Source organism: Variovorax sp. DAIF25 (assembly GCF_050711835.1).
In the GTDB taxonomy this organism is placed as follows: domain Bacteria; phylum Pseudomonadota; class Gammaproteobacteria; order Burkholderiales; family Burkholderiaceae_C; genus Variovorax.
The window spans coordinates 207,315-232,945 of the sequence record NZ_CP136636.1 but is presented as its reverse complement, the minus strand read 5'-3'; the positions used below and the strand labels follow the sequence as shown (position 1 = coordinate 232,945).

Sequence of the window (25,631 nt, the reverse complement as noted above, 5' to 3'; positions counted from 1 at the left end):
TCATGTTGCATTCACTACATTGAAGGTCAATGTAGCAAACGGGCCCGATGCTTGCAATGGTGTTTTCTCGCGATGTTCATCGGGGTTTTTCCGACCAACGACAATGGAGGGTTCGGAGCCGGCCGGCAGCTGGCGCCCCAAGGGCGTGCATCCCGGCTCAGCCAACCCCCCGTCATTCACCACTATTGAGTTCCGTATGAGTGCATTCAGCGAAGAGAAGGTCCTGAGCGTCCACCACTGGACCGACCGCCTGTTCACCTTCACCACCACGCGCGACCCGGCGCTGCGTTTCTCCAACGGCCACTTCACGATGATCGGCCTGCGCGTCAACGACAAGCCGCTGCTGCGCGCCTACAGCATCGTGAGCCCGAACTACGAGGAGCACCTCGAGTTCCTGAGCATCAAGGTGGAAGACGGCCCGCTGACCTCGCGGCTGCAGCACATCCAGGTGGGCGACACCATCATCGTGGGCCGCAAGCCCACCGGCACCCTGCTGATCGACTACACGCTGCCCGGCAAGCGCCTGTACCTGTTCGGCACCGGCACCGGCCTGGCACCGTTCATGAGCGTGATCCGCGACCCCGAGACCTACGAGAAGTTCGAGCAGGTCATCCTGGTGCACGGCGTGCGCCAGGTCGACGAGCTGGCCTACCACGACCTCGTGACCGACCACCTGCCCAAGCACGAGTTCCTCGGCGAGATGGTCGCCAAGCAGCTGCTGTACTACCCCACGGTCACGCGCGAGGAGTTCCGCAACCAGGGCCGCATCACCGACCTGATCTCGAGCAACAAGCTCACCGACGACCTCGGCCTGCCGCCGATCAACGCCGCCGAAGACCGCGTGATGCTGTGCGGCAGCCCGGGCCTGCTGGTCGACCTCAAGCACATCCTCGAGGCACGCGGCTTCAAGGAAGGCAACACCTCGACGCCCGGCGACTTCGTCGTCGAGCGCGCCTTCGCCGAGAAGTAAGCAGGACGTCGCGCGATCGATGGCCGACAGCCGCTCCATCACCAAGCCCAAGCCTCAGCGCCGCACCGGCGTGCGCGAGGCCGCGGCCCAGGCCACGCGCGACAGCATCCTCAAGTCGGCGACCAAGGTGTTCGCCAAGTACGGCTACGACGGCGGCAGCGTGGAGAAGATCTCCAAGGCCGCCAAGTCGTACGACCGGATGATCTACTACTACTTCGGCAGCAAGGAAGGCCTGTTCATCGCGGTGCTCGAGGGTATCTATCAGCGCATGGACGACGCCGAGGCCGCGATCGCGCTCGATGCCTCGCGCCCGGTGGAGGCGCTCACCGAAGTGATCCGCTTCGTGCTCGGCTACTACCGCAAGAACCCCGAGTTCGTGACGCTGCTCAACACCGAGAACCTGCACAAGGGCCGGCACATCTCGAAGTCGCTGCGCGCGCGCGAGTATTCGTCGCGGGCGGTGGCGATCATCTCGGAGATCCTCGCGAGCGGCGCGGCGCAGGGGCTGTTCCGCAAGGACCTCGTGGCGCGCGACATCTACCTGCTGATCGCGTCCACCGGCTATTTCTACACCTCCAACCGCCACACGCTCACGGCCTTCCTCGGCGAGCCGCTGGAGTCGCCGGACGCGATCCGGCACTGGGAAGACTTCGTGATCGAGACCGTGCTGCGCACCGTGCGCGCTGACGATCTGCAGGACAACAACACTCCCCCCCACGACGAGGACAACACGAAATGGCAGAAATCGCGAGCAGCGGAAAGTCGGGCAAGGTCGTCATCCAGAACATAGGGCTGCTGCTCTCGGGCGACGTCGACAAGCCCATCCTCGACGCCGACACCATCGTGGTGAACGACGGCCTGATCGTCGCCATCGGCAAGCAGAAGGACTGCGATCTCGAGGGCGCGAAGACCGTCATCGACGCGCGCCGGACCTGCGTCGCGCCCGGCCTGATCGACAGCCACGTGCACCCGGTGTTCGGCGACTGGACGCCGCGCCAGGGCCAGCTCGGCTGGATCGACTCCACCATGCACGGCGGCGTGACCACCATGATCTCGGCCGGCGAGGTGCACCTGCCCGGCCGCCCCAAGGACATCGTGGGCCTGAAGGCCCTGGCCATCACGGCGCAGCGCGCCTTCGACAACTTCCGCCCCGGCGGCGTGAAGGTGCTGGCCGGCGCGCCGGTGATCGAGAAGGGCATGGTCGAGAGCGACTTCAAGGAACTCGCCGAGGCCGGCGTGGGCCTGCTCGGCGAGGTCGGCCTGGGCTCGGTGAAGGCCGGCTACGAGGCCAAGGAGATGGTGGCCTGGGCGCGCAAGTACGGCATCCAGAGCACGATCCACACGGGCGGCCCCTCGATCCCGGGCTCGGGCCTGATCGACAAGGACGTGGTGCTCGAGGCCGATGCCGACGTCATCGGCCACATCAACGGCGGCCACACCTCGCTGCCCGAGGCCCATGTGTGCGAGCTCTGCGAGAAGAGCTCGCGCGCGATCGAGATCGTGCACAACGGCAACGAGAAGGTGGCGATCGCGGCCGCCAAGGCGGCGCTCGAGCTCAAGTGCCCGCACCGCGTGATCCTCGGCACCGACGGCCCCGCGGGCTCGGGCGTTCAGCCGCTGGGCATCCTGCGCATGGTCGCGATGCTGTCGTCGATCGCGAACATCCCGGCCGAGCTGGTGTTCTGCTTCGCGACCGGCAACACCGCGAAGATCCGCAAGCTCAACTGCGGCCTGATCGAGGTCGGCCGCGATGCCGACTTCGTCTTCATGGACCGCGCGCAGCATTCGCCCGCGCCGGGCCTGCTCGAGAGCGTGCAGCTCGGCGACATCCCGGGCGTGGGCATGGTGATGATCGACGGCATCGTGCGCTGCGGCCGCAGCCGCAACACGCCGCCGGCGACCGAGATTCCGGCGGTGGTGTCGGGCGCGCACTGAGGCGCCCCGCGTTCAGGGCGAGCGCCGCGCCTTGAAGACCAGGTAGCGCGCGGCGAAGAAGTTCACGACCATGCCGGCGCCGCTGCCCACGGCCACGCCGAGCATCGGCGCCCAGCGGCCGCTCGCCGAATGCAGCACCAGCACGTAGACACCGTAGTTCACGACCGCGCCGCCGAGCATGGTCGCGAGATAACCCAGGTACTCGCGCCACAGGGCGGTGCCGGCATGGCGGTCGCCGAAGGCCAGGTGGCGGTTCATCACCCAGGTGGTGGTGGCGGCCGCGAGAAAGGACAGCACGCGCGCGCCGTACCAGCCCAGCAGCGGCGCGGCGAGGTAGAGCACCGCCACGTCGACACCGAAGCCCACCACGCCAGCCACGGCGAACAGCAGGAACTGGCGCCCGGCCTGCTTCATCGGCTCAACCGCAGGCGCCGTCTTGCCACGAGGCCGACCCGGCCGCGGGCATGGCGAGGTAGCGCAGCCGCTTGGCCTCCTGGCGTCCGATGGTCACGGTGTGCAGCACCGCGCCGCAGACCAGCGCGAGCATCGCGCTGAGCATCAGGCCGGTGGCCAGCACGGCCGTGGGCAGGCGCGGCACCAGGCCGGTCTCCCAGAAGGTCATCGCGAGCGGGATCGCGAGCCCCACCGCGGCCAGCGCGAGCAGGCCCGCGAGGATCGCGAAGAACATCAGCGGCCGCTCGCTCACGAACAATTTGGAGATGGTGACGAGGATGCGCCAGCCGTCGCGGTAGGTCGACAGCTTGCTCACCGAGCCCTCGGGCCGCGAGCGGTAGACCGAGGGCACCTCGGCATAGGGCATGCGCAGTTCGAGCGCGTGCACGGTCAGTTCGGTCTCGATCTCGAAGCCCTTGGCCAGCGCGGGAAAGGACTTCACGTAGCGGCGCGAGAACACGCGAAAGCCCGACAGCATGTCGGTGAAGCTGCCGCCGAACAGGCCCGCGACCGCGCCGGTCAGCATCTGGTTGCCCAGGCGATGGCCGCGACGGTAGGTCTGGGCATCGGTCTGGTCGTCGACGCGCGCGCCCACCACCATGTCGAGCTTCTGCTCGACCAGCATGCGGATCATCTCGCGCACCGTCGAGAGGTCGTAGGTGGCGTCGCCGTCGACCATGACGTAGATGTCGGCCTCGACGTCGGCGAACATGCGCCGCACCACGTTGCCCTTGCCGCGCAGCGGCACGTGCACGACGTGCGCGCCATGGGCGCGCGCGACCTCGGCGGTGCCGTCGGTGGAGTTGTTGTCGAAGATGTGGATCTGCGCCTCGGGCAGGTCGGCGCGGAAGTCGGCCACCACCTTGGGGATGGCCAGCGCCTCGTTGTAGCAGGGGATGATGGCGGCGATGCGCAGCGCCGGCGGCAGCGGCGAGAGCGCGGCGGCGGCCGTGGGGGAAGCGAGGCGGTCGGCGGTCGTCATGGCGTGGGCGCGAGTATGCGGTAGGCCTTCACACCGTCCTTCTCGACGATCAGGCTGAAGTACTTGTCGAAGTCGGGCTTGGTGTGGACATAGGGCGCGAGCGCGGTCTGGATCACGATCGAGCCGAACTGCTGCGAGGCCAGCTTGCGCGCGAGCTGGTCGGCCGGAAGGTACAGGTAGTCCGAGTAGCGGAAGGGCCCGAAGATGTCGCCCCACACCGGGTTGGGCGCGAAGTAGATCGAGTCGTTGAGGCCGACCTGGTAGAGCCGGCCCACGGGGTTGGCGCGCAGGTGGCTCAGCACCTCGTAGCCCGGCACGTGCCGGGCGAGGAAGGCCTCGCGCGAGGCGGGCGTGGGCGAGATCATGCGCAGGTCGCGCACCGAATGCGCGAGCGCGAAGCCCGCGAGCACCACCATCAGCAGCCCGCCGAAGACGCCCGGCGTGCGCCCGCGCGCGAGCGCCGGCAGCCGGCGCCGCACGAAGGCACCGGCCCAGCCCAGCAGCGTGTGCCAGCCCACGGCGGCCATCAGCGCGAGCAGCGGGAACGAGGCCATCATGTAGCGCGGATAGCGCGAGGTCGCGACCCAGATCACCAGCGAGTAGATGCAGAACACGAAGGCCGCGCGCACCGGGCCCGGGCGCCACAGCGGGCTGAACGGCACCAGCAGCAGCGGCCAGAACAGGCCGTTGGGCATGTTGGCGTGATCGCGCACGTCGGCCAGTTGCTGCGTGTAGTCGGCCATGTTCCAGTTGGTGAAGCCGAACACGCGCGCGCCGATCGGGTTGAACGGATCGCCGGTCTGCAGGTAGTTGCGCGCATACCAGTAGATGCACGGCACCAGGAACAGCCCGAGGGCCGCGAGCCACGGCAGCGGCCGGCGCTCGCGCCGCGCCACGAACACCGCCACCAGCGGCAGGAAGATCAGCGCCTGGTACTTGGAGCCCGCCGCCACGCCGAGGAAGAAGGCGGCCAGCAGCAGCCAGCGCGCGCGTCCGTGGCGCGCTGCGCCGGGCGCCGGTTCGAGCACGTGGCCCTCGTCCCACCACCACAGCGCGACGAAGGCCGCGAGCACGAACAGCGCCACGCCCATGTCGATGTACGAATTGGGATAGTCGCCCAGCGCGAGCCAGATGCCGGCGCCCAGGCAGGCGATGTAGCGGTTGGCATGCAGCCGGCCGAGGCGATGGATCATCAGCACCGACAGCCAGCCCGCGAGGCCGTGGATGAAGTGGGTGAAGACGTCGTCGTAGACCGTCAGCGCGGCGGCGTAGAGCAGGTCGTAGTTGTAGGGGAACCAGGGGTAGCGCAGCCACTCGTAGACGCCCAGCGTGCCGCTCTGCGCGACCTGGCGCGCATAGGGCAGGTGGTACATCACCTCGTCGAAGGCCACCGGTGGCGCCAGCGGCGAGAACAGCGTGGGCAGGCCCACGAGCAGCAGCGCGGCGAACGCGCATTTCTCGCCGAGGGTGGCTGCCGGCTGCGCGGGCGCCAGAGCGGCGCGCGCCTTCAGCTCGCGGCGCCAGCCGGGCAGCCGCAGCAGCGCCAGCACGATGCCGGCGCCCAGCAGCGCGAGCACCGCGCCCTGGCGCAGCGCATCGGCGATCGCCAGCGCCTGGAAGGCCACGATGAACAGGCCGACGCCGAGCGTGGTCGCGATCGTGCCCTCGAGCCAGGCGTCGCGCCGCGCGGGCGCCCCGAAGCGCGCCAGCACGGTGGCGCCGAAGCCCCAGGCGCCGGCCACGAAGAGCGCGAGCGCCGCGTGGTGCGCGAGGATGAAGAGCAGTGTCTGAATGGGAATCCCCCGGAAGCCTGGATCGGTTCAGCGGCCCGCGGGGCGGGCGGCGTGGATGGCGGCGGCGCGGGGGAACGGAAGGGCCCGCCGCGCGCCGTCAGAGGTTGGGCGCCAGCAGCCGCTCCAGTTCGGATTCGCTCGCCTTGCGGCGCACCGCCTGGTCCTGCAGCTGGTCATGGCCGATTTTGCCTACGTTGAAGTACGTGCTGTCGGGGTGCCCGAGGTAGAACCCCGACACGCTGGCGGCCGGCATCATAGCGAGGCTTTCGGTCAGGCTCATGCCAATGTCCGTGCAGTTCAGGAGGTCGAACATCGGCTTCTTCACGCTGTGGTCGGGGCAGGCCGGGTAGCCGGGCGCGGGGCGGATGCCGCGGTACTTCTCGGCGATCATCTGCTCGTTGCTCAGCGCCTCGTCGGCCGCGTAGCCCCAGAGGTCGGTGCGCACGCGGTGGTGCATGGCCTCGGCGAAGGCCTCGGCCAGCCGGTCGGCCAGCGCCTTGAGCATGATCGCGGAGTAGTCGTCGAGGTCGTCGACGAAGTACTTCTCCTTCTTCTCCACGCCCAGGCCCGCGGTCACGGCGAACATGCCCACGTAGTCCTTCAGGCCGCTCTCGCGCGGCGCGACGAAGTCGGCCAGGCAGCGGCTCGGGCGCATCGTGCCCTCGATCTCCTGCTTCTCGGTCTGCTGGCGCAGGCCGTACCAGGTGAGCGCGGCTTCGCTGCGCGACTCGTCGGTGTAGAGCACGATGTCGTCGTCGTTCTCGGTGTTGGCCGGCCAGAAGCCGACCACGCCGCTCGCGCTGAGCCAGCGGCCCTCGATCAGGCGCTTGAGCATGCGCTGGCCGTCGGCGTAGACGCGCACGGCCTCGGTGCCGACGATCTCGTCCTTGAGGATGGCCGGGAACGGACCCGCGAGGTCCCAGGTCTGGAAGAACGGGCCCCAGTCGATGTACTTGGCGAGCTCGGTCAGGTCGAAGTTGCGGAACACGCGCCGGCCGATGAACTTGGGCGCGGGCGGCACGTAGCTCGACCAGTCGATGGGCGTCTTGTTGGCGCGCGCCCTGGCCAGCGGCCACAGCGGCACCTGCTTCTTGTTGGCGTGCTGCGTGCGCACCTTCTCGTAGTCGGCGTTGATCTCGCCGATGTAGGCCGCGGCCTGGTCGCTCAGCAGCGACTGCGCCACGCTCACGCTGCGCGAGGCGTCGGGCACGTAGACCACCGGGCCTTCGTAGTGCGGCGCGATCTTCACGGCCGTGTGCACGCGGCTGGTGGTGGCGCCGCCGATCAGGAGCGGGATCTTCTTGATGCGGAAGTGGTCGTCCTTCTGCATCTCGCCGGCCACGTACTGCATCTCTTCCAGGCTCGGCGTGATCAGGCCCGACAGGCCCACGATGTCCGCGCCCTCGACCTTCGCCTTGGCGAGAATCTCGTGGCACGGGACCATCACGCCCATGTTCACCACCTCGAAGTTGTTGCACTGGAGCACGACGGTGACGATGTTCTTGCCGATGTCGTGCACGTCGCCCTTCACGGTGGCGATGATGATCTTGCCCTTGGTGCGCACGTCGCGGCCCGCGGCCTCGTCCTGGCGCTTCTCTTCCTCGATGTAGGGGATGAGGTGGGCCACGGCCGACTTCATCACGCGCGCCGACTTCACCACCTGCGGCAGGAACATCTTGCCCTGGCCGAACAGGTCGCCCACGATGTTCATGCCGTCCATCAGCGGGCCCTCGATCACGTGCAGCGGACGGCCGCCCTTGGCGAGGATCTGCTGGTAGGCCTCCTCGGTGTCTTCGACGATGAAGTCGGTGATGCCGTGCACCATGGCGTGCGACAGCCGCTGGTTGACGTGCACCGGCTGCTCGGGCGTGCCGCGCCACTCGAGCTTCTTGCTGTCGTCCTTGGCGCCGCTCTTGGCGCTCTCGGCCACTTCGACGAGGCGCTCGCCGGCGTCGGGCCGGCGGTTGAGCACCACGTCCTCCACGCGCTCGCGCAGCTCGGGCTCGAGGTCGTCGTAGACGCCGACCATGCCGGCGTTGACGATGCCCATGTCCATGCCGGCCTGGATCGCGTGGTACAGGAACACGGTGTGGATCGCCTCGCGCACCGGGTCGTTGCCGCGGAAGCTGAAGCTCACGTTCGACACCCCGCCCGAGACCTTGGCGCCCGGCAGGTTCTGCTTGATCCAGCGCACGGCGTTGATGAAGTCGACCGCGTAGTTGTCGTGCTCCTCGATGCCGGTGGCGATCGCGAAGATGTTCGGGTCGAAGATGATGTCCTCGGGCGGGAAGCCCACCTCGTCGACCAGGATGCGGTAGGCGCGCTCGCAGATCTCGACCTTGCGCTCGTAGGTATCGGCCTGGCCCTTCTCGTCGAAGGCCATCACCACGGCGGCCGCGCCGTAGCGCTTCACGAGCTTCGCCTCGTGCTTGAACTTGTCCACGCCCTCCTTCATGGAGATCGAGTTGACGATGCCCTTGCCCTGGATACAGCGCAGGCCGGCCTCGATCACTTCCCACTTCGAGCTGTCGACCATCACCGGCACGCGCGCGATGTCGGGCTCGCTGGCGATCAGGTTGAGGAAGCGCACCATCGCGGCCTTGCTGTCGAGCATGGCCTCGTCCATGTTGATGTCGATCACCTGCGCGCCGTTCTCGACCTGCTGGCGCGCGACGGCCAGCGCATCCTCGAACTGGCCGTTGAGGATCATGCGCGCGAAGGCCTTGGAACCGGTGACGTTGGTGCGCTCGCCGATGTTGACGAACAGGGATCCCTCGCCGATGGCCACCGGTTCGAGACCGGACAGCTTCATGGGAGAAACGAAAGGCGCGGGGACATCGCTCATGGGGCTCACCTGGGCAGGGGAAGACACGTCAGGTGAGCGTCGTTGCAACCGGGCCTTCCGGGCAGGTTCTGCGAGAAGGCGCCTTCCAAGCCTGACGGCGGGTGCGCGGACCAGGGGTCCCGCGCGCCGCCGCTGCAACGCTCCTTGGAAGGGGTGGCGATTTTACCGGCTGCCGGCCGTGCCAACGGCCCGCGGGTGTATCCGCGGGCCGCCGGGAGGGCTCAGGCCGCCTGCGCGACCGGCGCCGCCGAGGCCGGCAGCCCGAAGGCGCGGTCGAAGGCCCAGTTGAAGACGAAGGTGTAGACCAGGAAGAAGACCACCAGCCCCAGGTCCATCACCAGCGCCTGCCACAGCGAGATGCCCAGGCCCCAGGCGAACATCGGCACCAGCAGCCCGATCAGGCCGCCCTCGAAGCCGATCGCATGGGCGATGCGGCGCTTGAGGCTGCGCCCGCGCACCGCCTGGCGCGCCTCCCAGCGCTCGAACAGGCTGTTGAAGATCAGGTTCCAGATCACCGCGATGACCGAGGCCGCCACCGCCAGCGCGCCCGAATGGCCGAGGCCGGCGCCCGTCAGCAGCGCCAGCCCGGCGCTGGCGGCCACGATGGCGATCCCTTCGTAGAGGGTGATGTAGACGATGCGACGCTGGATTCCCTGCATGACGGACTCTCTTGGCTTGTTGTGTGACTGCGATCCGTGGACTTTATGTGTCTCTTGCTGATATAAAAAGTCAACTTGTTTCAGTTTTATTGAAAGATCGACCCCATGAGGCGGCCATGAGCTTCTCCAGCGACAGCGTCGAGGTCTTCCTGGCCGTGATCGACCACGGCTCCTTCTCGGCCGCCGCGCGCGCCCTGCGCCGCGTGCCGTCGGCGGTCAGCATGGCCATCGCCCACCTCGAGGCCGAGCTCGACCTGCAGCTGTTCGACCGCAAGGGCCGCGAGCCCCGGCCCACGGCCGCCGCGCGCTCGCTCGAGCCGCAGGCGCGCGCGCTGGCGGCGCAGCTGCGCCAGCTCGACGCGCAGGCGCTGGCGCTCACGCAGGGGCTGGAGGAACGGCTCACGCTGGCGATCGCGCCCGAGCTGCTGGCCGCGCCCTGGAGCGGCGCGCTGGCCGAGCTGGCGCACGAGTACCCGCTGCTGCAGGTCGAGGTGCTGGCCGCGCCGCAGGCCGACGCGCTGGCGCTGCTGCATAGCGGCCGGGCCCAGCTCGCGCTGGTGTTCGAGCGGCCCAGCCTCGACGGGCGCGAGGGCTTCCAGGAGGTGGGCAGCGACACCATGGTCGCGGTGATGGCGCCGGGCCACCCGGTGCTGGCCGCCGCGCCCGGCGGCCGCCTGCGCGAGGAACACCTGATCGCCACCCGCCAGATCGTGGTGGCCGGCCGCGACCTCGTCACGGCCATGGACCCGCGCAGCGTGTTCGCGCGCCACCTCTGGCGCACCGACAACGCGCTGGCCGCCCTGAGCCTGATCACCGCCGGCGTCGGCTGGGGCTGGCTGCCGCGCAATTTCGTGCGGCCGCACGTGGCGGCGGGCGCGCTGGTCGAGATCCCGCTCGAGAACCTCAGCAACGGCCTGAACCTGTGGGTGGACGTGGTGTGGTCGCGCGAACGGCCGCTGGGGCTGGGGGCGCAGCGCTTCGTGGCGCTGATTTCGCGCGAGCGGCAGGCTGCCGGGGTGTCGGTGCCTATCGCGTCCTGAGACGCGAGGCTACGGGCCTGGGCTCAGGCCGCTTCCTTGTAGAACCCGGCCGCATTGTTCAGCAGCCGCCCCGCCACCGGCGACACCGCGCGCCCGATCGCCGCGATGTGGTCGGGCGTGGTGCCGCAGCAGCCGCCGACGATGTTGACCAGCCCCTCGGCCGCGAACTCGTGCAGCAGGCGCGAGGTCACGTCGGGCGTCTCGTCGAAGCCGGTGTCGCTCATCGGGTTGGGCAGGCCGGCGTTGGGGTAGCAGCTGATGAAGGTGTCGTCGGCCACGCGCGCCAGTTCCTGGATGTAGGGGCGCATCAGCGCCGCGCCCAGCGCGCAGTTCAGGCCGATGGCCAGCGGCCGCGCATGGCGCACGCTGTGCCAGAAGGCGGTCACGGTCTGGCCGCTGAGGATGCGGCCCGAGGCGTCGGTCACGGTGCCGCTGATGATCAGCGGCAGGCGCTCGCCGCTGTTCTCGAAATACTCGTCGACCGCGAACAGCGCGGCCTTGGCGTTGAGCGTGTCGAAGATGGTCTCGACCAGGATCACGTCGGCGCCGCCCTCGACCAGCGCCTCGGTCTGCTCGTAGTAGGCGGCGCGCAGGGCCTCGAAATCGACATTGCGCGCGCCCGGATCGTTGACGTCGGGGCTGATGCTCGCGGTCTTGGGCGTCGGGCCGAGGGCGCCGGCCACGAAGCGCGGCTTGTCGGGCGTGGAGTACTTGTCGCAGGCCGCGCGCGCCAGCTTCGCGGACTCGAGGTTCATCTCGCGCGCCAGGTGCGCCATCTTGTAGTCCTCCTGCGCGATGGTGGTCGCGCCGAAGGTGTTGGTCTCGATCAGGTCGGCGCCGGCCGCGAGGTAGCCCTCGTGGATGTCGGAGATGACGTCGGGCCGGGTCAGCGACAGCAGCTCGTTGTTGCCCTTCACGTCGCGCTCGAAGTCCTTGAAGCGCTCGCCGCGGTACTGGGCCTCGGTGAGCTTGAAGCGCTGGATCATGGTGCCCATGGCGCCATCGAGGATGGCGATGCGGCGCCCGAGGATCTCGGGCAGTTGCTGGGCACGGGTGTAGACGATCGGCTTCATGGGTCCGGATTGTAGAAAACGCGCCCGCGCCGCACCGCCAAAGCGGTCTTCGGGACTTCAGACCGGCGCGTGCCGCGCCGCGCGCGCCAGGCAACCGACCGACAGCAGCGCCAGCAGGCCGCTGGCGAGGATGGCCAGGTCGTAGCTGCCGCGCAGGTCGAACAGCAGGCCGGCCGCGCTGGCGCCGATCGAGGCGGCCACGCCGACCGCGATGTAGAGCGTGCCGAGGATGGCGCCCAGCGCGCGCGTGCCATACCAGCGCGCCGCCAGCGCCGGGTAGAGCGCGATGCAGCCGCCGTTGGCCGCGCCGAACAGCAGTGCGAACAGCGCCAGCGAAGCGAAGCCGCCGGCCGCCCACCACAGCAGGTGCAGCGCGGCCAGCGCCAGCGTGAGCAGCGAGAGCAGCCGGCGCGCACCGAGCCGGTCGCCGAGCCCGCCGAGCACCAGCCGGCCGCCGACGTTGCCCACGCCGATCAGTCCGATCAGCAAGGTGGCGTCGGCCGCGCCGATGCCCAGCCCCTGCGCCGCCGGCGCCACGTGGACCAGCGCGACGAACAGCCCGATCGAGCCCCAGCCGATGGCCGCGAAGTACCACCAGAAGCAGGCGCCGCGCACCGCCTCGCGCCAGCGCAGGCCGGTCTCGACCGGCGCGCCCGCCAACACGGAGACTCGATCGCCGTCGGGCAGCAGGCCGAGCTCCTGCGGCCGGGCCCGGATCGCGCAGGCCGCCACGCCGCCGAGCAGCAGGATGCCGAGCGCGAACAGCTGCATCGTGGCCTGCCACGACAGGTGCTGCTGCAGCGCGCCGGCCGTCACCGGGCCGACGAAGGTGCCGAGCCCGGTGCCGGCCAGCGCCAGCCCCGAGGCCCGGCTGCGCCGGCGCACGAACCAGCGCTGCACCGCGGCCACCGCCGGCACGTAGACCAGCCCGACGCCGAAGCCGACGAACAGGCCGAACAGCGCGAACAGCACGGCCAGCGACGGCGCCAGGCTGGCCAGCGCGAAGCCGGCCGCGAGCAGCACGATGCCGGTGCCGACCACCGCGCGCAGCGGGAAGCGGTCGGCCAGCGCGCCCGAGAAGGCGCCGACGATGTAGTAGAGCAGCGCCGTGGCCGAGAACAGCGAGGCGACCGGGAAGCGGCCGGCGCCGAAGCTGGCCTGGATGCCGGCGAAGAAGGCGCCGAAGGAATAGGCGGCGCCGAACACCAGCGCCAGCAGCACATGGGCCGCCGCGACGACGCCCCAGCCGCGAAAGAGCCTCATGGCGCCTTCGACATGATCGCGTCCATCGCCGCGACGAAACGCTCGAGTTCATGCGGCGCGCCGACCGAGACGCGGATGAAGCGCTCGAAGCCCGGCTCCTTCCACGGCTTGACGATGATGCCGCGCGCCAGCAGCGCCTCGTTGACCGGCCCGTTCGGCCGGCCCAGGTCGATGAACAGGAAGTTGGCCGCCGAGGGCGCGATGCGCAGCCCCGGCCAGTGGCGCGCGCGCAGCTGCGCGGCCAGCGCGTCGCGCAGCCGCGCCGTCTGTTCCACGGCCGCCTGCATGCAGGCCTCGTCGCCCCAGGCCGCGAGCGCCGCGGCCTGCGCCGCGAGGTTCACGTTGAACGGCGTGCGCACGCGGTCGAGCAGCTGCACCAGCGCCGCGTCGGAAGCGATGCCGTAGCCCACGCGCAGGCCGGCCAGGCCCCAGGCCTTGGAGAAGGTGCGCAGCACGATCCACGGGAAGGCCACCGCGTCGCCGCGCAGCCGCGCGAGCACGTCAGGGTAGCCGCTCGCGAGCCGCGCGTATTCGTAGTAGGCCTCGTCGACCACCAGCAGCGTGCCCGCGGGCACGGCGGCCAGCAGGCGCTCGAAGTCCCGCGTGTCGAACATGCAGCCGACCGGGTTCGAGGGATTGGCCAGCATCACCAGCTTGGGGCCGCGCGCGAGCGCCGCGCACCAGGCCTCGATGTCGAAGCCCAGTTCGGGCGTGAGCGCGAGCAGCTCGACCTGCGCGCCCATCATGCGCGGATAGATCTCGTGCAGGCCGAAGGCCGGGCGCTGCGTGAGCACGCGGTCGCCGGGGCCCAGGAAGGCCTGGCACAGCATCTGGAGGATGTCCTCCGAGCCGTTGCCGATCACCAGTTCCGATGGCTGCGCGCCAGTGCGTTCGGCGATCGCGGCGCGCAGCGCGGTGCAGTGGGCATCGGGGTAGGTGCCCGCGCGCGCCGCCAGGTCGACCAGCGCGCGCGCCACCGCCGGGCTCGCGCCATAGGGGTTCTCGTTGCTCGCGAGCCGCGCGATCTCGTCGACGCCGTAGCGCGCGCGCACGGCCTCCGAGGACAGGCCGGCGTTGTAGGCCGGCAGCGGCGCGACTTCGGGCCGCGCGAGGGCATGGATGGCGGTCGTGTTCACAGGTCGAATACCTTGCCGGGGTTGAGCAGGTGGAGGGGATCGAGCGCCTGCTTGATGGCGCGCATCGCGGCCAGTTCGTCGGGGCTGCGGCTCGCGCCCAGGTAGGGCTTCTTGTGCAGGCCGATGCCGTGCTCGGCCGAGATGCTGCCGCCGCGAGCCTCGACCTGCGCGTAGACCATGCGCTCGAAGGCCTCGGCCTCGCCGCCGATGGCCTGGCCGTCGGTGGTCACGTGCAGGTTGCTGTCGCCCACGTGGCCGAAGAACAGCGAATGGTGCCCGGGCCAGCGCGCATCGAGCGCCGCGCGGCAGTCGTCGGCGAAGCGGCCGATGCTGGCCATCGGCAGGCTCACGTCGAGGTTGATCGGCGGATGCATGTGCACCGGCAGCTCGGCCGTGGCCTCGCGGATCTTCCAGAAGGCGCGCGCCTGCGATTGCGACTGGGCGATGGCGGCATCGACCGCCGCGCCCTCCTCCATCGCACCGGCCAGCGCCGCCTCGAGCGCCTCGCGCAGCGCGGCCTCGTCCTCGCCGGCCACGTCGACCAGCGCCACCAGCGGATGCACCGCGTCGAAGGGCTCGCGCAGCTGCTGCCAGCGCAGCGAGGTCTGCACGAAGTCGCGCCACATCAGCTCGAAGGCCGCCAGCGCGCCCGGAAAGCGCGCGCCGAGCCGGCGCAGCAGCACCAGCGCGGCCTCGAAGTCCGGCAGCGCGACCAGCGCCGTGACCTTGGCGCGCGGCGCCGGATGCAGCCGCAGCAGCGCGCGCGTGATCACGCCCAGCGTGCCCTCGGCGCCGATGAAGAACTGCTTGAGGTCGTAGCCGGTGTTGTTCTTGAGCATGGGCCGCAGCATCGGCAGCACGCGGCCGTCGGCCAGCACCACCTCCAGGCCCAGCGCCTGCTCGCGCATCATCCCGAACTGCAGCACGCCGTTGCCGCCCGCGTTGGTCGACAGCGCGCCGCCGATCTGGCACGAGCCGCGCGCGCCGAAGTCCACGCCGAACAGCAGGCCCTGCGCGGCGGCCGCCTCCTGCACCGACTGCAGGGTGGCGCCGGCCTGCACGGTCAGCGTGCCGGCGGCGGCATCGAGCGACTCGATGGCATTCATGCGCTCGAGCGAGAGCGCGATCGAATCCGCGCGCGGCACCGCCGCGCCGGCCAGCCCGGTGAGCCCGCCCTGCGGCACCACGGGCACGCGATGCTCGCTGCAGAGGCGCAGCACGGCCGAGACCTCGCGCGTGTCGCGCGGGCGCACCAGCGCCAGCGGCAGCACCGGCGCCACGCCGCTCCAGTCGCTGCGGTGGCGCTCGGCGATGGCCTCGCCGCGCAGCACCTGGCCGGCGCCCAGCGCCTCGCCGAGCGCGGCGAGAAAGGCCTCCTGGCTCATTGCCGGCTCACCCGCGGCCTTCGACGAAGTCGAGCACCGCCTCGAGCATGCGGCGCACCTGCGGCTGCACGCCGGCCGCCACCTGGGGCAGGTAGGCGAAGGGCAGTGCCTCCTGCATGTAGCTCGATTGCGTCATCTCGAGCTGGACCGCGTGCACTCGGGCCGCGGGATTGCCGTACTGGCGCGTGATGTGGCCGCCCTTGAAGCGGCCGTTGAGCACGCCGGTGTAGCCGGGATTCGATGTCGCGATGCCCAGCAAGGTGGCGGCGAGCGCGGGGTCGCAGCTCTTGCCGTCGGCGGTGCCGAGGTTGAGGTCGGGCAGCTTGCCCTCGAAGAAGCGCGGCAGCACCGAGCGGATCGAGTGCGCGTCCCACAGCGCGATGGTGCCGTGCGCGGCCTGGAGCCGGGCCAGCTCGGCCGCGAGCTGCGCGTGGTAGGGCTGCCAGATCGCCTCGCGGCGCGCGGCGATCTCGGCCTCGCCGGGCAGGTCGCCCGCGGCATACAGCGGCGTGTCGTCGAAGGTGTCGACCGGGCACAGGCCGGTGACGCTCTGGCCCGGGTAGAGGCTGGCGCCGTCGGGCGGACGGTTGAGGTCGATCACGTAGCGCGAGTGCGTGGCCACCAGCACCGAAGCGCCGAGCTCGTCGGCGAAGTCGTAGAGCTGCTCGAGGTGCCAGTCGGTGTCGGGCACGTGGCGCGCCTCCTCGGTGAAGCGCGCGAGCAGCGCGCCCGGCACGTGGGTGCCCACGTGCGGCATCGAGATCAGCAGCGGGCGCGTGCCCTGGCGGAAGCGGAAGGCCGGTTCGGTGGTGGTGAAGCTCATGGCGTGGGTTCCTCAGTCTTGAAGCAGTTGGGTGCGCGCGGCCACGAAGGCGGACGCGGCCTCGGCATGCAGCGCATGGCGCCCGGCGGCGACGCGCGCGCGGCCCGCCACCCACACGGCGTCGATGGCGCTGGTGCGGTGGCTCGCGAAGACGTGCGCCGACAGCATGTCGGGCGCCGACAGCCCCTGCAGCGCGAGCCGTTGCGCATCGAGCACCACGAAGTCGGCCTGCTGGCCCGCCGCGAGGCCGCCGATGGCGCGGCCCGCGGCCTGCGCGCCGCCCTGCACCGCCTGCAGGGTCAACGCGATCGCCACGTGCGGCTGCGCCGCGGTCGCGCCCACGTTGCGCTGGCGCGTGCGCAGGCGCTGGCCGTACTCGAGCATCAGCAGCTCCTCGGCCGCATCGACGCAGGCGTGGCTGTCGGAGCCCAGGCCCCAGGCGCCGCCGTGCTGGCGCCAGGCCGCGAAGTCGAACAGGCCGTCGCCGAGGTTGGCCTCGGTGGTCGGGCAGAGGCCGGCGACCGCGCCGCTGCGGGCACCGCGCCGGTACTCGTCGGCGTCCATGTGCGTCGCATGCACCAGGCACCAGCGCGCGTCGACCGGCGCATGGTCGAGCAGCCACGCCACCGGGCGCTGGCCGCTCCAGGCGATGCAGTCGTCGACCTCCTTGGTCTGCTCGGCGATGTGGATGTGGACCGGCGCGCCGGCCTCGATCGCATCGAGCCCCGCGAGCGCCTCGCGCAGCGCCTCGGGCGGCACCGCGCGCAGCGAGTGCGGCGCGAGGCCGAGCCGCGCGCCCTGCGCGTCGCAGGCGGGCTTCAGCGCCTCGAGCAGCCGCAGCATCGAGTCGGTGGAACGGATGAAGCGCCGCTGCCCCTCGTTGGGCGGCAGGCCGCCGAAGCCGCTGGTCTGGTAGAGCACCGGCAGCAGGGTGAAGCCGATGCCGGTCTTGTGCGCGGCGCGCAGCAGCGCCAGGCTCAGCGTGGCGTCGTCGGCATAGGGCTTGCCGTCGGCGTCGTGGTGCACGTACTGGAACTCGCAGACGCTGGTGTAGCCGGCCTCGAGCATCTCGGCATAGAGCCAGGTCGCGATGTCCTCCATCTGCCGCGGGCCGAGGCGCGCGGCGAAGCGATACATCAGCGTGCGCCAGCTCCAGAAGCTGTCCTGCTGTTCGGCGCGGTGCTCGGTCAGGCCCGCGAAGGCGCGCTGGAAGGCGTGCGAATGCAGGTTGGGCATGCCGGGGATCACGGGGCCGTTGGCCGTCTCGGCATCGGCGGGCTTGTCGGCGCCGGCCCTTGCCTCGACGAGCTGGCCGGCCTCGTTCCATGCCAGCAGCACGTTCTTCGCCCAGCCGGTGGGCAGCAGCGCATCGGCCGCGAACAGCGCGCGGGTCATGCCGAGGCTCCCACGGCTTTGACGGCGATATGGCCCTGCCGCACCACGGTGCGCACGGGCCGCTGGCCGAACCAGTAGGCGAGTTCGGCCGCGTCGCGCACCGACCAGAGCACGAAGTTCGCGGGCCGGCCCACGGCGATCGCGCCGTGCGTGGCCGCCAGGCCGAGCGCGCGCGCCGCATGCACGGTGACGCCGGCCAGCGCCTCGGGCACGGTGAGGCGGAACAGCGTGCAGGCCATGTTGACCATCAGCAGCAGGCTCAGCGCGGGCGAGGTGCCGGGGTTGTGGTCGGTCGAGACCGCCATCGGCACGCCCGCGGCGCGCAGCGCCTCGATCGGCGGCAGGTGGGTGTCGCGCAACGTGTAGTAGGCGCCGGGCAGCAGCACGGCCACGGTGCCGGCCGCGCGCATCGCCTCGATGCCCTCGGCCGACAGGTGCTCGATGTGGTCGCAGGACAGCGCGCCGTAGCGCGCGGCCAGCGCGGCGCCGCCCATGTCCGAGAGCTGCTCGGCATGCAGCTTGACCGGCAGGCCCAGCGCCCGGGCGGCCTGGAACACGCGCTCGGTTTCGGCGAGCGAGAAGGCGATGCGCTCGCAGAACACGTCGACCGCGTCGACCAACCCCTCGGCCGCGAGCGCCGGCAGCATCTCGCGGCAGACGAGCTCGATGTACTCGCCGCTGCGGCCCGCGTACTCGGGCGGCAGCGCATGGGCGCCGAGGAAGGTGGTGCGCACCGTCACGCCGTAGTGCTCGCCGAGCCGCCGCGCCACGCGCAGCTGCTTGCGCTCGTGCGCGAGCGCGAGGCCGTAGCCCGACTTGATCTCGATCGCGCAGACGCCGTCGGCCAGCAATGCCTCGAGCCGCGGCGCGGCCTGGGCGAACAGCGCGTCTTCGTCGGCCTCGCGCGTGGCGCGCACCGAGGAGACGATGCCGCCGCCGGCCTTCGCCACCTCCTCGTAGCTCGCGCCCGCGAGCCGCATCGCGAACTCGTTGGCGCGCTGGCCGCCGTAGACCAGGTGGGTGTGGCAGTCGACCAGGCCCGGCGTGGCCAGCGCGCCGCCGCCGTCGTGCACGGGCAGTGCCGCGTACTCGGCCGGCAGCGCGGCGCGCGCGCCGACCCAGCGGATCGTGCCCTCGGCGACGACGAGGGCAGCATCGTCCGATTCGATGCCGGGTGCGGCGCCCGGCGCGAGGCGCAGGCCGGTCCAGAGGCCGTCGGCGGAAGGATGGGAGAGGGTCATGTCAGTGATCCGATGCAATGCGCCGCGAGCCAGTCACGTTGCAGGAAAGCGGACTTCTGGACGCAGAGGACGCGAAGGTTGCGCGAAGGACGCGAAAGGAATTCATGAAAATTTCGACTTTCTTTTTCGCGACCTTCGCGGATTCTTCGCGTCCTCTGCGTCCGGCTGTTGGTATTTCATGATTCAAGCGGGAACGATGCGCACGGCCACGAGGCGTGCCGTCGCGTCCTCGGGCTCGATCTGCCAGGCGCGCGGCGCATCGGACCAGCACAGGCCCTCGCCCTCGCGGCACGGCGCGCCGCCGGCATCGAGCCGCCAGCCGCCGCGCAGCGCGAGCAGCACGCCGTGCGGCGCGGCCGCTAGCGCGGTGGCGCCGTCGAGCACGCGCACTTCGGCGCGCCAGGCGCCGCGACGGGTCATCACGTTGAAATCGCTCGAGGCGCCGCCCAGCAGCGTGCAATCGAGCGCGATGTCGCCGCTGAAGGCGAAGGGCCGGTGCGGCGCGTCGAGCGGATGGTCGATGGTGCCGTCGGCCGAGCGCAGCCGCACGCCGTCGCCCTCGAGCAGCATGATGCTGCGGTCGATGCCCGCGAAGCGCGAGAACGGCCCGGCCTGCGCGATGCTGGCGATGCTCACGCGCCAGCCGAAGTCCTCGAGCCCGGCGCCGGCCGGCCAGCAGGCGATCTCCTGCGTGGTGCCGCCGCCGTTCTTCCACGGCATCACGGGCAAGGTGGCGCGCGAGAAGCGCTGCGTGCCGCCGGCCATGCTCAGCCCTTGATCATCGGCAGCTTCAGGCCCTGCTTCTTCGCGGTGGCCACGGCGATGTCGTAGCCCGCGTCGGCATGGCGCATCACGCCGGTGGCGGGGTCGTTGAACAGCACGCGCTCGATGCGCTTGGCGGCCGCATCGGTGCCGTCGCAGACGATCACCACGCCCGAATGCTGCGAGTAGCCCATGCCCACGCCGCCGCCGTGGTGCAGGCTGACCCAGGTGGCGCCGCCCGCGGTGTTGAGCAGCGCGTTGAGCAGCGGCCAGTCGCTCACGGCATCGGTGCCGTCCTTCATGGCCTCGGTCTCGCGGTTGGGGCTGGCGACCGAGCCGGTGTCGAGGTGGTCGCGGCCGATCACGATCGGGCCCTTGAGCTCGCCCGACTTCACCATCTCGTTGAAGGCCAGGCCGGCCCTGTGGCGCTCGCCCAAGCCGAGCCAGCAGATGCGCGCGGGCAGGCCCTGGAAGCTGATGCGCTCGCGCGCCATGTCGAGCCAGCGGTGCGTGTGGGTGTTCTCGGGGAACAGCTCCTTGATCTTGGCGTCGGTCTTGTAGATGTCCTCGGGATCGCCCGAGAGCGCGACCCAGCGGAACGGGCCCTTGCCCTCGCAGAACAGCGGCCGGATGTAGGCCGGCACGAAGCCGGGGAAGTCGAAGGCGTTCTTCACGCCCTCGTCGAAGGCCACCTGGCGGATGTTGTTGCCGTAGTCCACGGTCGGGATGCCCATGGCCTGGAAGTCGAGCATGGCCTGCACGTGCACCGCGCACGACTGCGCGGCCGCCTTCTTGAGCGCGGCATGCTGCGACTCGTCCTTCATCGCGGCCTGCCATTGCGCCACGCTCCAGCCCGCGGGCAGGTAGCCGTTGATCAGGTCGTGCGCCGAGGTCTGGTCGGTCACGAGGTCGGGCTTGAGACCGCCGGCCTTCGCGCGTTTCACCAGCTCGGGCAGGATCTCGGCCGCGTTGCCCAGCAGCGCGATCGACACCGCTTCCTTGGCGTCGCAGTGCTGCTTGATCAGTTCGAACGCATGGTCGATGTCGCGCGCCTGCTTGTCGACGTAGCGGGTGCGCAGGCGGAAGTCGATGCTCGACTGCTGGCACTCGATGTTGAGCGAGACCGCGCCCGCGAGCGTGGCCGCGAGCGGCTGCGCGCCACCCATGCCGCCGAGGCCGGCCGTGAGGATCCACTTGCCCGCGAGGCTGTTGTTGTAATGCTGGCGGCCGGCCTCGACGAAGGTCTCGAAGGTGCCCTGCACGATGCCCTGGCTGCCGATGTAGATCCAGCTGCCGGCCGTCATCTGGCCGTACATGAAGAGGCCCTTGCGGTCGAGCTCGTTGAAGTGCTCCCAGTTGGCCCACTGCGGCACCAGGTTCGAGTTGGCGAGCAGCACGCGCGGCGCGTTCTCGTGCGTCTTGAACACGCCCACCGGCTTGCCCGACTGGATCAGCAGGGTCTCGTCGTCCTCGAGCTCCTTCAGCGAGGCGAGGATCTGGTCGAAGCATTCCCAGTTGCGCGCGGCGCGGCCGATGCCGCCGTAGACCACGAGGTCCTGCGGCCGCTCGGCCACCTCGGGGTCGAGGTTGTTCTGCAGCATGCGGAACGGCGCCTCGGTGAGCCAGCTCTTGCAGTTCAGCTGGCTGCCGCGCGGGGCGCGGATCACGCGCGTGGGGTCGTGGCGCGGATCGGCACCGGTGGCAGCGTTGGCGGCGATGAATTTGTCGGGTGCGTTCATGGCGGGAGTCCTTTCGTTGGCAAGGAAGGTCGGACGAGGAATCGGGGGGAGGTTCAAGCGCGGCTCGGCAGCACGGCGGCCAGCGGCGCGGCCCAGTCGCCGCGGCGGGCCCACAGGCGCATGGCTTCCACGTCGGGCGCCATGAAGCGGTCCTGCTCGATGAAGGCCACGCGCTCGCGGATGGCGGCGAACTCGGCCTCGACCAGCGCGGAGCTGCGCGGGCTGTCGGCGTTGCGCTTGAGCTCGATGCCCTGGCAGGCGCCCATGGCCTCGATGCCGACCACCACCGCGGTGTTGTCGACCATCTCGGCCAGGCGGCGGCCCGCGAAGGTGGCCATCGACACGTGGTCTTCCTGGTTGGCCGAGGTCGGCAGGCTGTCGACGCTGGCCGGATGGGCCAGCGACTTGTTCTCGGAGGCCAGCGCCGCGGCCGTGACCTGCGCGATCATGAAACCGGAGTTGACGCCGCCATCGCGCACCAGGAAGGGCGGCAGGCCCGAGAGGCCCGAGTCGAGCAGCAGCGCGAGCCGGCGCTCGGAGATGGCGCCGATCTCGCTCACCGCCAGCGCGATGATGTCGGCCGCGAAGGCCACGGGCTCGGCGTGGAAGTTGCCGCCCGAGATCACGTCGCCGGTGTCGCTGAAGACCAGCGGGTTGTCCGACGCCGCGTTGGCCTCGATGCGCAGCACCCGCGCCGCATGCGCGAGGTTGTCGAGGCAGGCGCCCATGACCTGGGGCACGCAGCGGATCGAGTACGGGTCCTGCACCCGGCCGCAGTCGGCGTGCGAGGGCACGATGTCACTGCCCTCGAGCAGCGCGCGCACCGCGCCCGCCACCGCGATCTGGCCCGGCTGGCCGCGCGCGGCATGGATGCGCTCGTCGAAGGGCTTGATCGAGCCCTGGATCGCCTCGAGCGAGAGCGCGCCCGCCATCAGGCCGGCGGCGAACACGTCCTCGGCGCCGAACAGGCCCGCCAGCGCGAGCGCGGTCGACACCTGCGTGCCGTTGAGCAGCGCCAGGCCTTCCTTGGGGCCGAGCACGAAGGGCGCGAGGCCGATGCGGCGCATGGCTTCGGTGCCGCCGATGGTCTCGCCCTCGGGCGTGCCGACCTCGCCCTCGCCGATCAGCACGCAGGCCATGTGGGCCAGCGGCGCGAGGTCGCCCGAGGCGCCGACCGAGCCCTTGCTCGGGATGCGCGGCAGCAGGCCCGCGTTGAACAGCGCGAGCAGCGCATCGACGATCTCGGGCCGCACGCCCGAATGGCCGCGCGCCAGGCTCACGGCCTTGGTGGCGAGCACCAGCCGCACCACGCCGTCGGGCAGCGGCACGCCGGTGCCGACGCTGTGCGAGAGCACGAGGTTGCGCTGCAGCTCGGCCAGGCGCTCGGGCGGAATGATGGTCTGCGCGAGCTTGCCGAAGCCGGTGTTGATGCCGTAGACCACCTCGCCGGCCTCGACGATGCGGCGCACGGTGGCCTGGGCGGCCAGCAGGCCGGCGCGCGCGGCGCCGGCGAGCTCGAGCCGCGCGCCGCCCGCATGGATGCGGCGCAGCGCGGGCAGGTCGACCTCGCCGGGCGAGAGCACGAGCGGTTCGGTGGCGGCGTTGGGAGCAAGCTTCATGGTGCGATCCTGTATATACAAGTAGGTGCGAAAAAAATCGAAGGCCGGAATGGCGTACGTGGATTCAGCCGAAGGCCTGGTTGCCGTCGACGCGGAAGCGGCTGCCGAGCCGGTAGCGCGAGGCCGGGTGCAGGCAGCGCACCAGCGTCACGGGCAGGTCGCGGGTCCAGGTGCGGCGGGTCAGCAGCAGGCAGGGGTCGGCCGGCGGCATGTCCAGGCGCTCGGCCTGTTCGGCGGTGGGCAGCACCGCGTCGACCACGTGCTCGATCTGGTCGAAGGGCACGTTGCGCACCAGGTACTCGCCGGGCGAGACGACCGAGAAGTCCTGGTCGAGGAACTCGGGCACGGCGCGCGGATTGACGTAGCGGTCCTCGATCTGCACCGGCGTGCCGTTCTCCAGGTGCAGGCAGACGGTGTGGAACACCGACTCGCCGGGCCGCAGGTCGAGCCACACGGCGATGTCGGGCGAGGCGGCGATGCGCTCGAGCGCGATGAACTCGCAGTGGTAGTCGTGGCCGCGCTGGCGGATCTCGCTCGCGATGTTGGCGATCTGCAGCAGCGTGGACTGCGGCTTGTTCTCGGCCACGAAACTGCCCACGCCGGCCACGCGCACGATGCGGCCCTGCTCCGAGAGTTCGCGCAGCGCGCGGTTGGCGGTCATGCGCGAGATGGCGAACTGCGCCACCAGCTCGTGCTCGGACGGCAGCCGGTGGCCGGGCGGCCAGGTGCCGTCCTGGATCTTGCGCGAGATGTGGTCCTTGACCTGCGCGTAGAGCGCGAGCGACGGCGCGGCCGCGGGCGCGCCGGCGGGGCTGGGTGCGGAGGACGGCAGGTCGCGCTTCATGGTCTCAATGCTCCGCCGCCGCCATCGATTCGGCGCGGATCTCCTCGGTCAACCGGGCCTTGATCTCCATGAACTCGGGCGAGGTCTTGATCGTGTAGTGGCGCGGATGCGGGAAGTCGACCGCGATCTCGGTCTTGATGCGGCCGGGCCGGGCGCTGAACACGGCCACGCGGTTGGCCATGAAGATGGCCTCGTCGATGTCGTGCGTGACGAACAGCACCGTCTTCTGCGCCGACTCCCAGATGCCCAGCAGCAGTTCCTGCATCAGCACGCGGGTCTGGTTGTCGAGCGCGCCGAAGGGCTCGTCGAGCAGCAGCATCTTGGGGTCGTTGGCCAGCGCGCGCGCGATCGCGGTGCGCTGCTGCATGCCGCCCGAGAGCTGCTTGGGATAGTGGTGCTCGAAACCGCGCAGGCCGACCTTGGCGATGAAGAACTCGCTGCGCTCCTTCTGCTCGGCCTCGCTCATGCCGCGCTCGCGCAGGCCGAAGCGGATGTTCTGCGCGATCGTGAGCCAGGGGAACAGGGTGTAGCTCTGGAACACCACGCCGCGGTCGGCGCCCGGGCCCTCGATCGGCTGGCCGTCGAGCAGCACCTCGCCGGTGGTCGGGAAGTCGAGCCCCGCGACGATGCGCAGCAGGGTGGACTTGCCGCAGCCCGAGGGGCCGAGGATGGTGACGAAGTCGTTCTCGCGCACCTCGAAGTCGACCGGCAGCAGCGCCTGCGTGCGCTGGCCGCGCGTGCCGGTGAAGGTGCGCGAGACGCCATGGATCGACAACTGGGCCGGCTTGACGATGGTGCTCACAGCGTGCTCCAGGCGAAGAGACGGCGGTTGACCGCCTTGAAGGCGAAGTCGGACACGAGGCCGATCACGCCGATGACGATGATCCCGAAGATGATCTGGCCGGTGTTCAGGAGCGCCTGGCTGTCGGTGATCATGTGGCCGATGCCCGAGGAGGAACCGATGAGCTCGGCCACGATGACGTAGGTCCAGGCCCAGCCCAGCACCAGGCGCAGGGTCTCGGCGATGCCCGGCGCGGCGCCCGGGATCAGCACGCGGCGCACGATGCCCCGGCTGCTGGCGCCCAGCGTGTAGGCGGCCTCCACCAGGTCCTTGCGCGCGCTGCCCACGGTCACGGCCACCATCAGGATCACCTGGAACACCGAGCCGATGAAGATCACCAGCAGCTTCTGGCTCTCGCCGATGCCGGCCCAGAGGATCAGAAGCGGAATGAAGGCCGAGGCCGGCAGGTAGCGGCAGAACGAGACGAAGGGCTCGAGGAAGGCCTCGATCGGCTTGTAGGCGCCCATCGCGATGCCCAGCGGCACCGCGATGACCGAGGCCAGCACGAAGCCGCCGACCACGCGCCACACCGTCATGCCGATGTCCTGGATGAAGTTGTACTCGGTGAACAGCAGCCAGCCTTCGCGCAGCATCGTGACCGGGCTGGCCAGGAAGGTCGGCGAGACGAAGCCGCCGAGCGTGAAGAAGGCCCAGACGGCGAAGAACAGCACGAAGAAGCCGACGCCGAGCATCCAGCGCGCACGCGGGCTCACGGGTTCGAGCGGGGCCATCGCGCGGCGGCGCCGCGCGGCAGCCACGCGCACGGCGGCGGGGGGAACGGAGGCCGCCGCGGGAGCGGCTGGCGCGGAGGGGATGACGGTCGTCGCTTCCAT

22 protein-coding genes and 1 riboswitch are annotated in these 25,631 nt (G+C 70.6%); of the genes, 4 read left to right on the top strand and 18 right to left on the bottom strand.

Annotated elements, in window-relative coordinates; translation table 11 throughout:
* The first annotated feature begins 196 nt into the window (after positions 1-196).
* From R0232_RS01095 to R0232_RS01085, 3 genes are read left to right on the top strand one after another with little or no spacing between them, the layout of a single operon-like run.
* A complete protein-coding gene (locus R0232_RS01095; protein ID WP_395349428.1) occupies positions 197-970 on the top strand; it encodes a ferredoxin--NADP reductase in 774 nt (257 codons plus the stop codon).
* A gap of 19 nt (positions 971-989) precedes the next feature.
* On the top strand, positions 990-1,760 hold the full coding sequence (locus tag R0232_RS01090; protein ID WP_057593424.1) for a TetR family transcriptional regulator: 771 nt from the start codon (positions 990-992) through the stop codon (positions 1,758-1,760).
* Positions 1,706-2,905, top strand: a complete 1,200-nt coding sequence (locus R0232_RS01085; protein ID WP_431510986.1) for an amidohydrolase family protein — start codon at positions 1,706-1,708, stop codon at positions 2,903-2,905. The genes R0232_RS01090 and R0232_RS01085 overlap by 55 nt, the downstream gene beginning before the upstream one ends.
* Before the next feature lie 12 nt (positions 2,906-2,917).
* Here the strand turns inward: R0232_RS01085 and R0232_RS01080 are convergent, their stop codons facing one another.
* The 5 genes from R0232_RS01080 to R0232_RS01060 form a co-directional block, all read right to left on the bottom strand.
* Positions 2,918-3,319, bottom strand: coding sequence for a GtrA family protein (locus tag R0232_RS01080; RefSeq protein ID WP_431510985.1), 402 nt, complete (start codon positions 3,317-3,319; stop codon positions 2,918-2,920).
* A gap of 4 nt (positions 3,320-3,323) precedes the next feature.
* Complete coding sequence (locus R0232_RS01075) at positions 3,324-4,340, bottom strand: glycosyltransferase family 2 protein (protein ID WP_208507870.1); 1,017 nt, start codon at positions 4,338-4,340, stop codon at positions 3,324-3,326.
* Entirely contained in the window at positions 4,337-6,082 is a 1,746-nt protein-coding gene (locus R0232_RS01070; RefSeq protein ID WP_431510984.1) for an ArnT family glycosyltransferase, read from the bottom strand. Before R0232_RS01070 ends, R0232_RS01075 begins: the two co-directional genes overlap by 4 nt.
* A gap of 148 nt (positions 6,083-6,230) precedes the next feature.
* Complete coding sequence (metH, locus tag R0232_RS01065) at positions 6,231-8,945, bottom strand: methionine synthase (RefSeq protein ID WP_431512848.1); 2,715 nt, start codon at positions 8,943-8,945, stop codon at positions 6,231-6,233.
* 60 nt (positions 8,946-9,005) lie between these two features.
* Positions 9,006-9,130, bottom strand: a riboswitch (S-adenosyl-L-homocysteine riboswitch).
* 69 nt (positions 9,131-9,199) lie between these two features.
* Positions 9,200-9,637, bottom strand: a complete 438-nt coding sequence (locus tag R0232_RS01060) for a PACE efflux transporter (RefSeq protein ID WP_093343867.1) — start codon at positions 9,635-9,637, stop codon at positions 9,200-9,202.
* A gap of 116 nt (positions 9,638-9,753) precedes the next feature.
* On the opposite strand from R0232_RS01060, the gene R0232_RS01055 reads away from it, so the two are divergent.
* Positions 9,754-10,677 carry a LysR family transcriptional regulator gene (locus tag R0232_RS01055; protein WP_398500058.1) on the top strand — a complete coding sequence of 308 codons (924 nt, stop codon included), beginning with the start codon at positions 9,754-9,756 and terminating at the stop codon, positions 10,675-10,677.
* 23 nt (positions 10,678-10,700) lie between these two features.
* Here R0232_RS01055 and R0232_RS01050 read toward each other — a convergent pair whose 3' ends face one another.
* The 13 genes from R0232_RS01050 to R0232_RS00990 all read right to left on the bottom strand — a co-directional run bounded on the left by R0232_RS01050 (position 10,701) and on the right by R0232_RS00990 (position 25,631).
* Positions 10,701-11,750 carry a homocysteine S-methyltransferase family protein gene (locus R0232_RS01050; RefSeq protein ID WP_057593432.1) on the bottom strand — a complete coding sequence of 350 codons (1,050 nt, stop codon included), beginning with the start codon at positions 11,748-11,750 and terminating at the stop codon, positions 10,701-10,703.
* Positions 11,751-11,807: 57 nt separating this feature from the next.
* Entirely contained in the window at positions 11,808-13,013 is a 1,206-nt protein-coding gene (locus tag R0232_RS01045; protein WP_431510983.1) for an MFS transporter, read from the bottom strand.
* Positions 13,010-14,149, bottom strand: a complete 1,140-nt coding sequence (locus R0232_RS01040) for a histidinol-phosphate transaminase (RefSeq protein WP_431510982.1) — start codon at positions 14,147-14,149, stop codon at positions 13,010-13,012. The genes R0232_RS01045 and R0232_RS01040 overlap by 4 nt, the downstream gene beginning before the upstream one ends.
* Positions 14,146-15,534 carry an FAD-binding oxidoreductase gene (locus R0232_RS01035; RefSeq protein WP_431510981.1) on the bottom strand — a complete coding sequence of 463 codons (1,389 nt, stop codon included), beginning with the start codon at positions 15,532-15,534 and terminating at the stop codon, positions 14,146-14,148. Before R0232_RS01035 ends, R0232_RS01040 begins: the two co-directional genes overlap by 4 nt.
* Positions 15,535-15,541: 7 nt before the next feature.
* Positions 15,542-16,357, bottom strand: coding sequence for an N-formylglutamate deformylase (gene hutG, locus R0232_RS01030; RefSeq protein ID WP_431510980.1), 816 nt, complete (start codon positions 16,355-16,357; stop codon positions 15,542-15,544).
* A gap of 12 nt (positions 16,358-16,369) precedes the next feature.
* The gene (locus R0232_RS01025) at positions 16,370-17,752 is read right to left on the bottom strand and encodes a formimidoylglutamate deiminase (RefSeq protein ID WP_431510979.1); all 1,383 of its coding nucleotides are present in this window, start codon (positions 17,750-17,752) and stop codon (positions 16,370-16,372) included.
* Positions 17,749-18,993 (bottom strand): imidazolonepropionase, encoded by a 1,245-nt coding sequence (gene hutI, locus R0232_RS01020; RefSeq protein WP_431510978.1) that lies wholly within the window; start codon positions 18,991-18,993, stop codon positions 17,749-17,751. Before hutI ends, R0232_RS01025 begins: the two co-directional genes overlap by 4 nt.
* Before the next feature lie 183 nt (positions 18,994-19,176).
* A complete protein-coding gene (locus R0232_RS01015) occupies positions 19,177-19,758 on the bottom strand; it encodes a HutD/Ves family protein (RefSeq protein ID WP_431510977.1) in 582 nt (193 codons plus the stop codon).
* A 2-nt stretch (positions 19,759-19,760) separates the two neighbouring features.
* Positions 19,761-21,494: a urocanate hydratase gene (gene hutU / locus R0232_RS01010; protein ID WP_431510976.1), complete on the bottom strand. Its 1,734-nt coding sequence runs from the start codon at positions 21,492-21,494 to the stop codon at positions 19,761-19,763.
* 53 nt (positions 21,495-21,547) lie between these two features.
* Positions 21,548-23,113 carry a histidine ammonia-lyase gene (hutH, locus tag R0232_RS01005; protein ID WP_413761855.1) on the bottom strand — a complete coding sequence of 522 codons (1,566 nt, stop codon included), beginning with the start codon at positions 23,111-23,113 and terminating at the stop codon, positions 21,548-21,550.
* 64 nt (positions 23,114-23,177) lie between these two features.
* Positions 23,178-23,957, bottom strand: a complete 780-nt coding sequence (hutC, locus tag R0232_RS01000; RefSeq protein ID WP_208511005.1) for a histidine utilization repressor — start codon at positions 23,955-23,957, stop codon at positions 23,178-23,180.
* Positions 23,958-23,961: 4 nt separating this feature from the next.
* Positions 23,962-24,750: an ABC transporter ATP-binding protein gene (locus tag R0232_RS00995; protein ID WP_208511007.1), complete on the bottom strand. Its 789-nt coding sequence runs from the start codon at positions 24,748-24,750 to the stop codon at positions 23,962-23,964.
* A 5-nt stretch (positions 24,751-24,755) separates the two neighbouring features.
* Positions 24,756-25,631, bottom strand: a complete 876-nt coding sequence (locus R0232_RS00990; protein ID WP_431510975.1) for an ABC transporter permease — start codon at positions 25,629-25,631, stop codon at positions 24,756-24,758.

Coding starts and splice junctions, on each gene's coding strand:
- R0232_RS01055 (WP_398500058.1), top strand. CDS start 9,754: ATGAGCTTCTCCAGCGACAGCGTCGAGGTCTTCCTGGCCGTGATCGAC.
- hutH (WP_413761855.1), bottom strand. CDS start 23,113: ATGAAGCTTGCTCCCAACGCCGCCACCGAACCGCTCGTGCTCTCGCCC.
- R0232_RS01035 (WP_431510981.1), bottom strand. CDS start 15,534: ATGAGCCAGGAGGCCTTTCTCGCCGCGCTCGGCGAGGCGCTGGGCGCC.
- R0232_RS01080 (WP_431510985.1), bottom strand. CDS start 3,319: ATGAAGCAGGCCGGGCGCCAGTTCCTGCTGTTCGCCGTGGCTGGCGTG.
- R0232_RS01025 (WP_431510979.1), bottom strand. CDS start 17,752: ATGACCCGCGCGCTGTTCGCGGCCGATGCGCTGCTGCCCACCGGCTGG.
- R0232_RS00990 (WP_431510975.1), bottom strand. CDS start 25,631: ATGGAAGCGACGACCGTCATCCCCTCCGCGCCAGCCGCTCCCGCGGCG.
- R0232_RS01090 (WP_057593424.1), top strand. CDS start 990: ATGGCCGACAGCCGCTCCATCACCAAGCCCAAGCCTCAGCGCCGCACC.
- R0232_RS01045 (WP_431510983.1), bottom strand. CDS start 13,013: ATGAGGCTCTTTCGCGGCTGGGGCGTCGTCGCGGCGGCCCATGTGCTG.
- R0232_RS01075 (WP_208507870.1), bottom strand. CDS start 4,340: ATGACGACCGCCGACCGCCTCGCTTCCCCCACGGCCGCCGCCGCGCTC.
- hutU (WP_431510976.1), bottom strand. CDS start 21,494: ATGAACGCACCCGACAAATTCATCGCCGCCAACGCTGCCACCGGTGCC.
- R0232_RS01060 (WP_093343867.1), bottom strand. CDS start 9,637: ATGCAGGGAATCCAGCGTCGCATCGTCTACATCACCCTCTACGAAGGG.
- R0232_RS01015 (WP_431510977.1), bottom strand. CDS start 19,758: ATGGCCGGCGGCACGCAGCGCTTCTCGCGCGCCACCTTGCCCGTGATG.
- metH (WP_431512848.1), bottom strand. CDS start 8,945: ATGAAGCTGTCCGGTCTCGAACCGGTGGCCATCGGCGAGGGATCCCTG.
- R0232_RS01085 (WP_431510986.1), top strand. CDS start 1,706: ATGGCAGAAATCGCGAGCAGCGGAAAGTCGGGCAAGGTCGTCATCCAG.
- hutC (WP_208511005.1), bottom strand. CDS start 23,957: ATGAAGCGCGACCTGCCGTCCTCCGCACCCAGCCCCGCCGGCGCGCCC.
- hutG (WP_431510980.1), bottom strand. CDS start 16,357: ATGAGCTTCACCACCACCGAACCGGCCTTCCGCTTCCGCCAGGGCACG.
- R0232_RS01095 (WP_395349428.1), top strand. CDS start 197: ATGAGTGCATTCAGCGAAGAGAAGGTCCTGAGCGTCCACCACTGGACC.
- R0232_RS01050 (WP_057593432.1), bottom strand. CDS start 11,750: ATGAAGCCGATCGTCTACACCCGTGCCCAGCAACTGCCCGAGATCCTC.
- hutI (WP_431510978.1), bottom strand. CDS start 18,993: ATGACCCTCTCCCATCCTTCCGCCGACGGCCTCTGGACCGGCCTGCGC.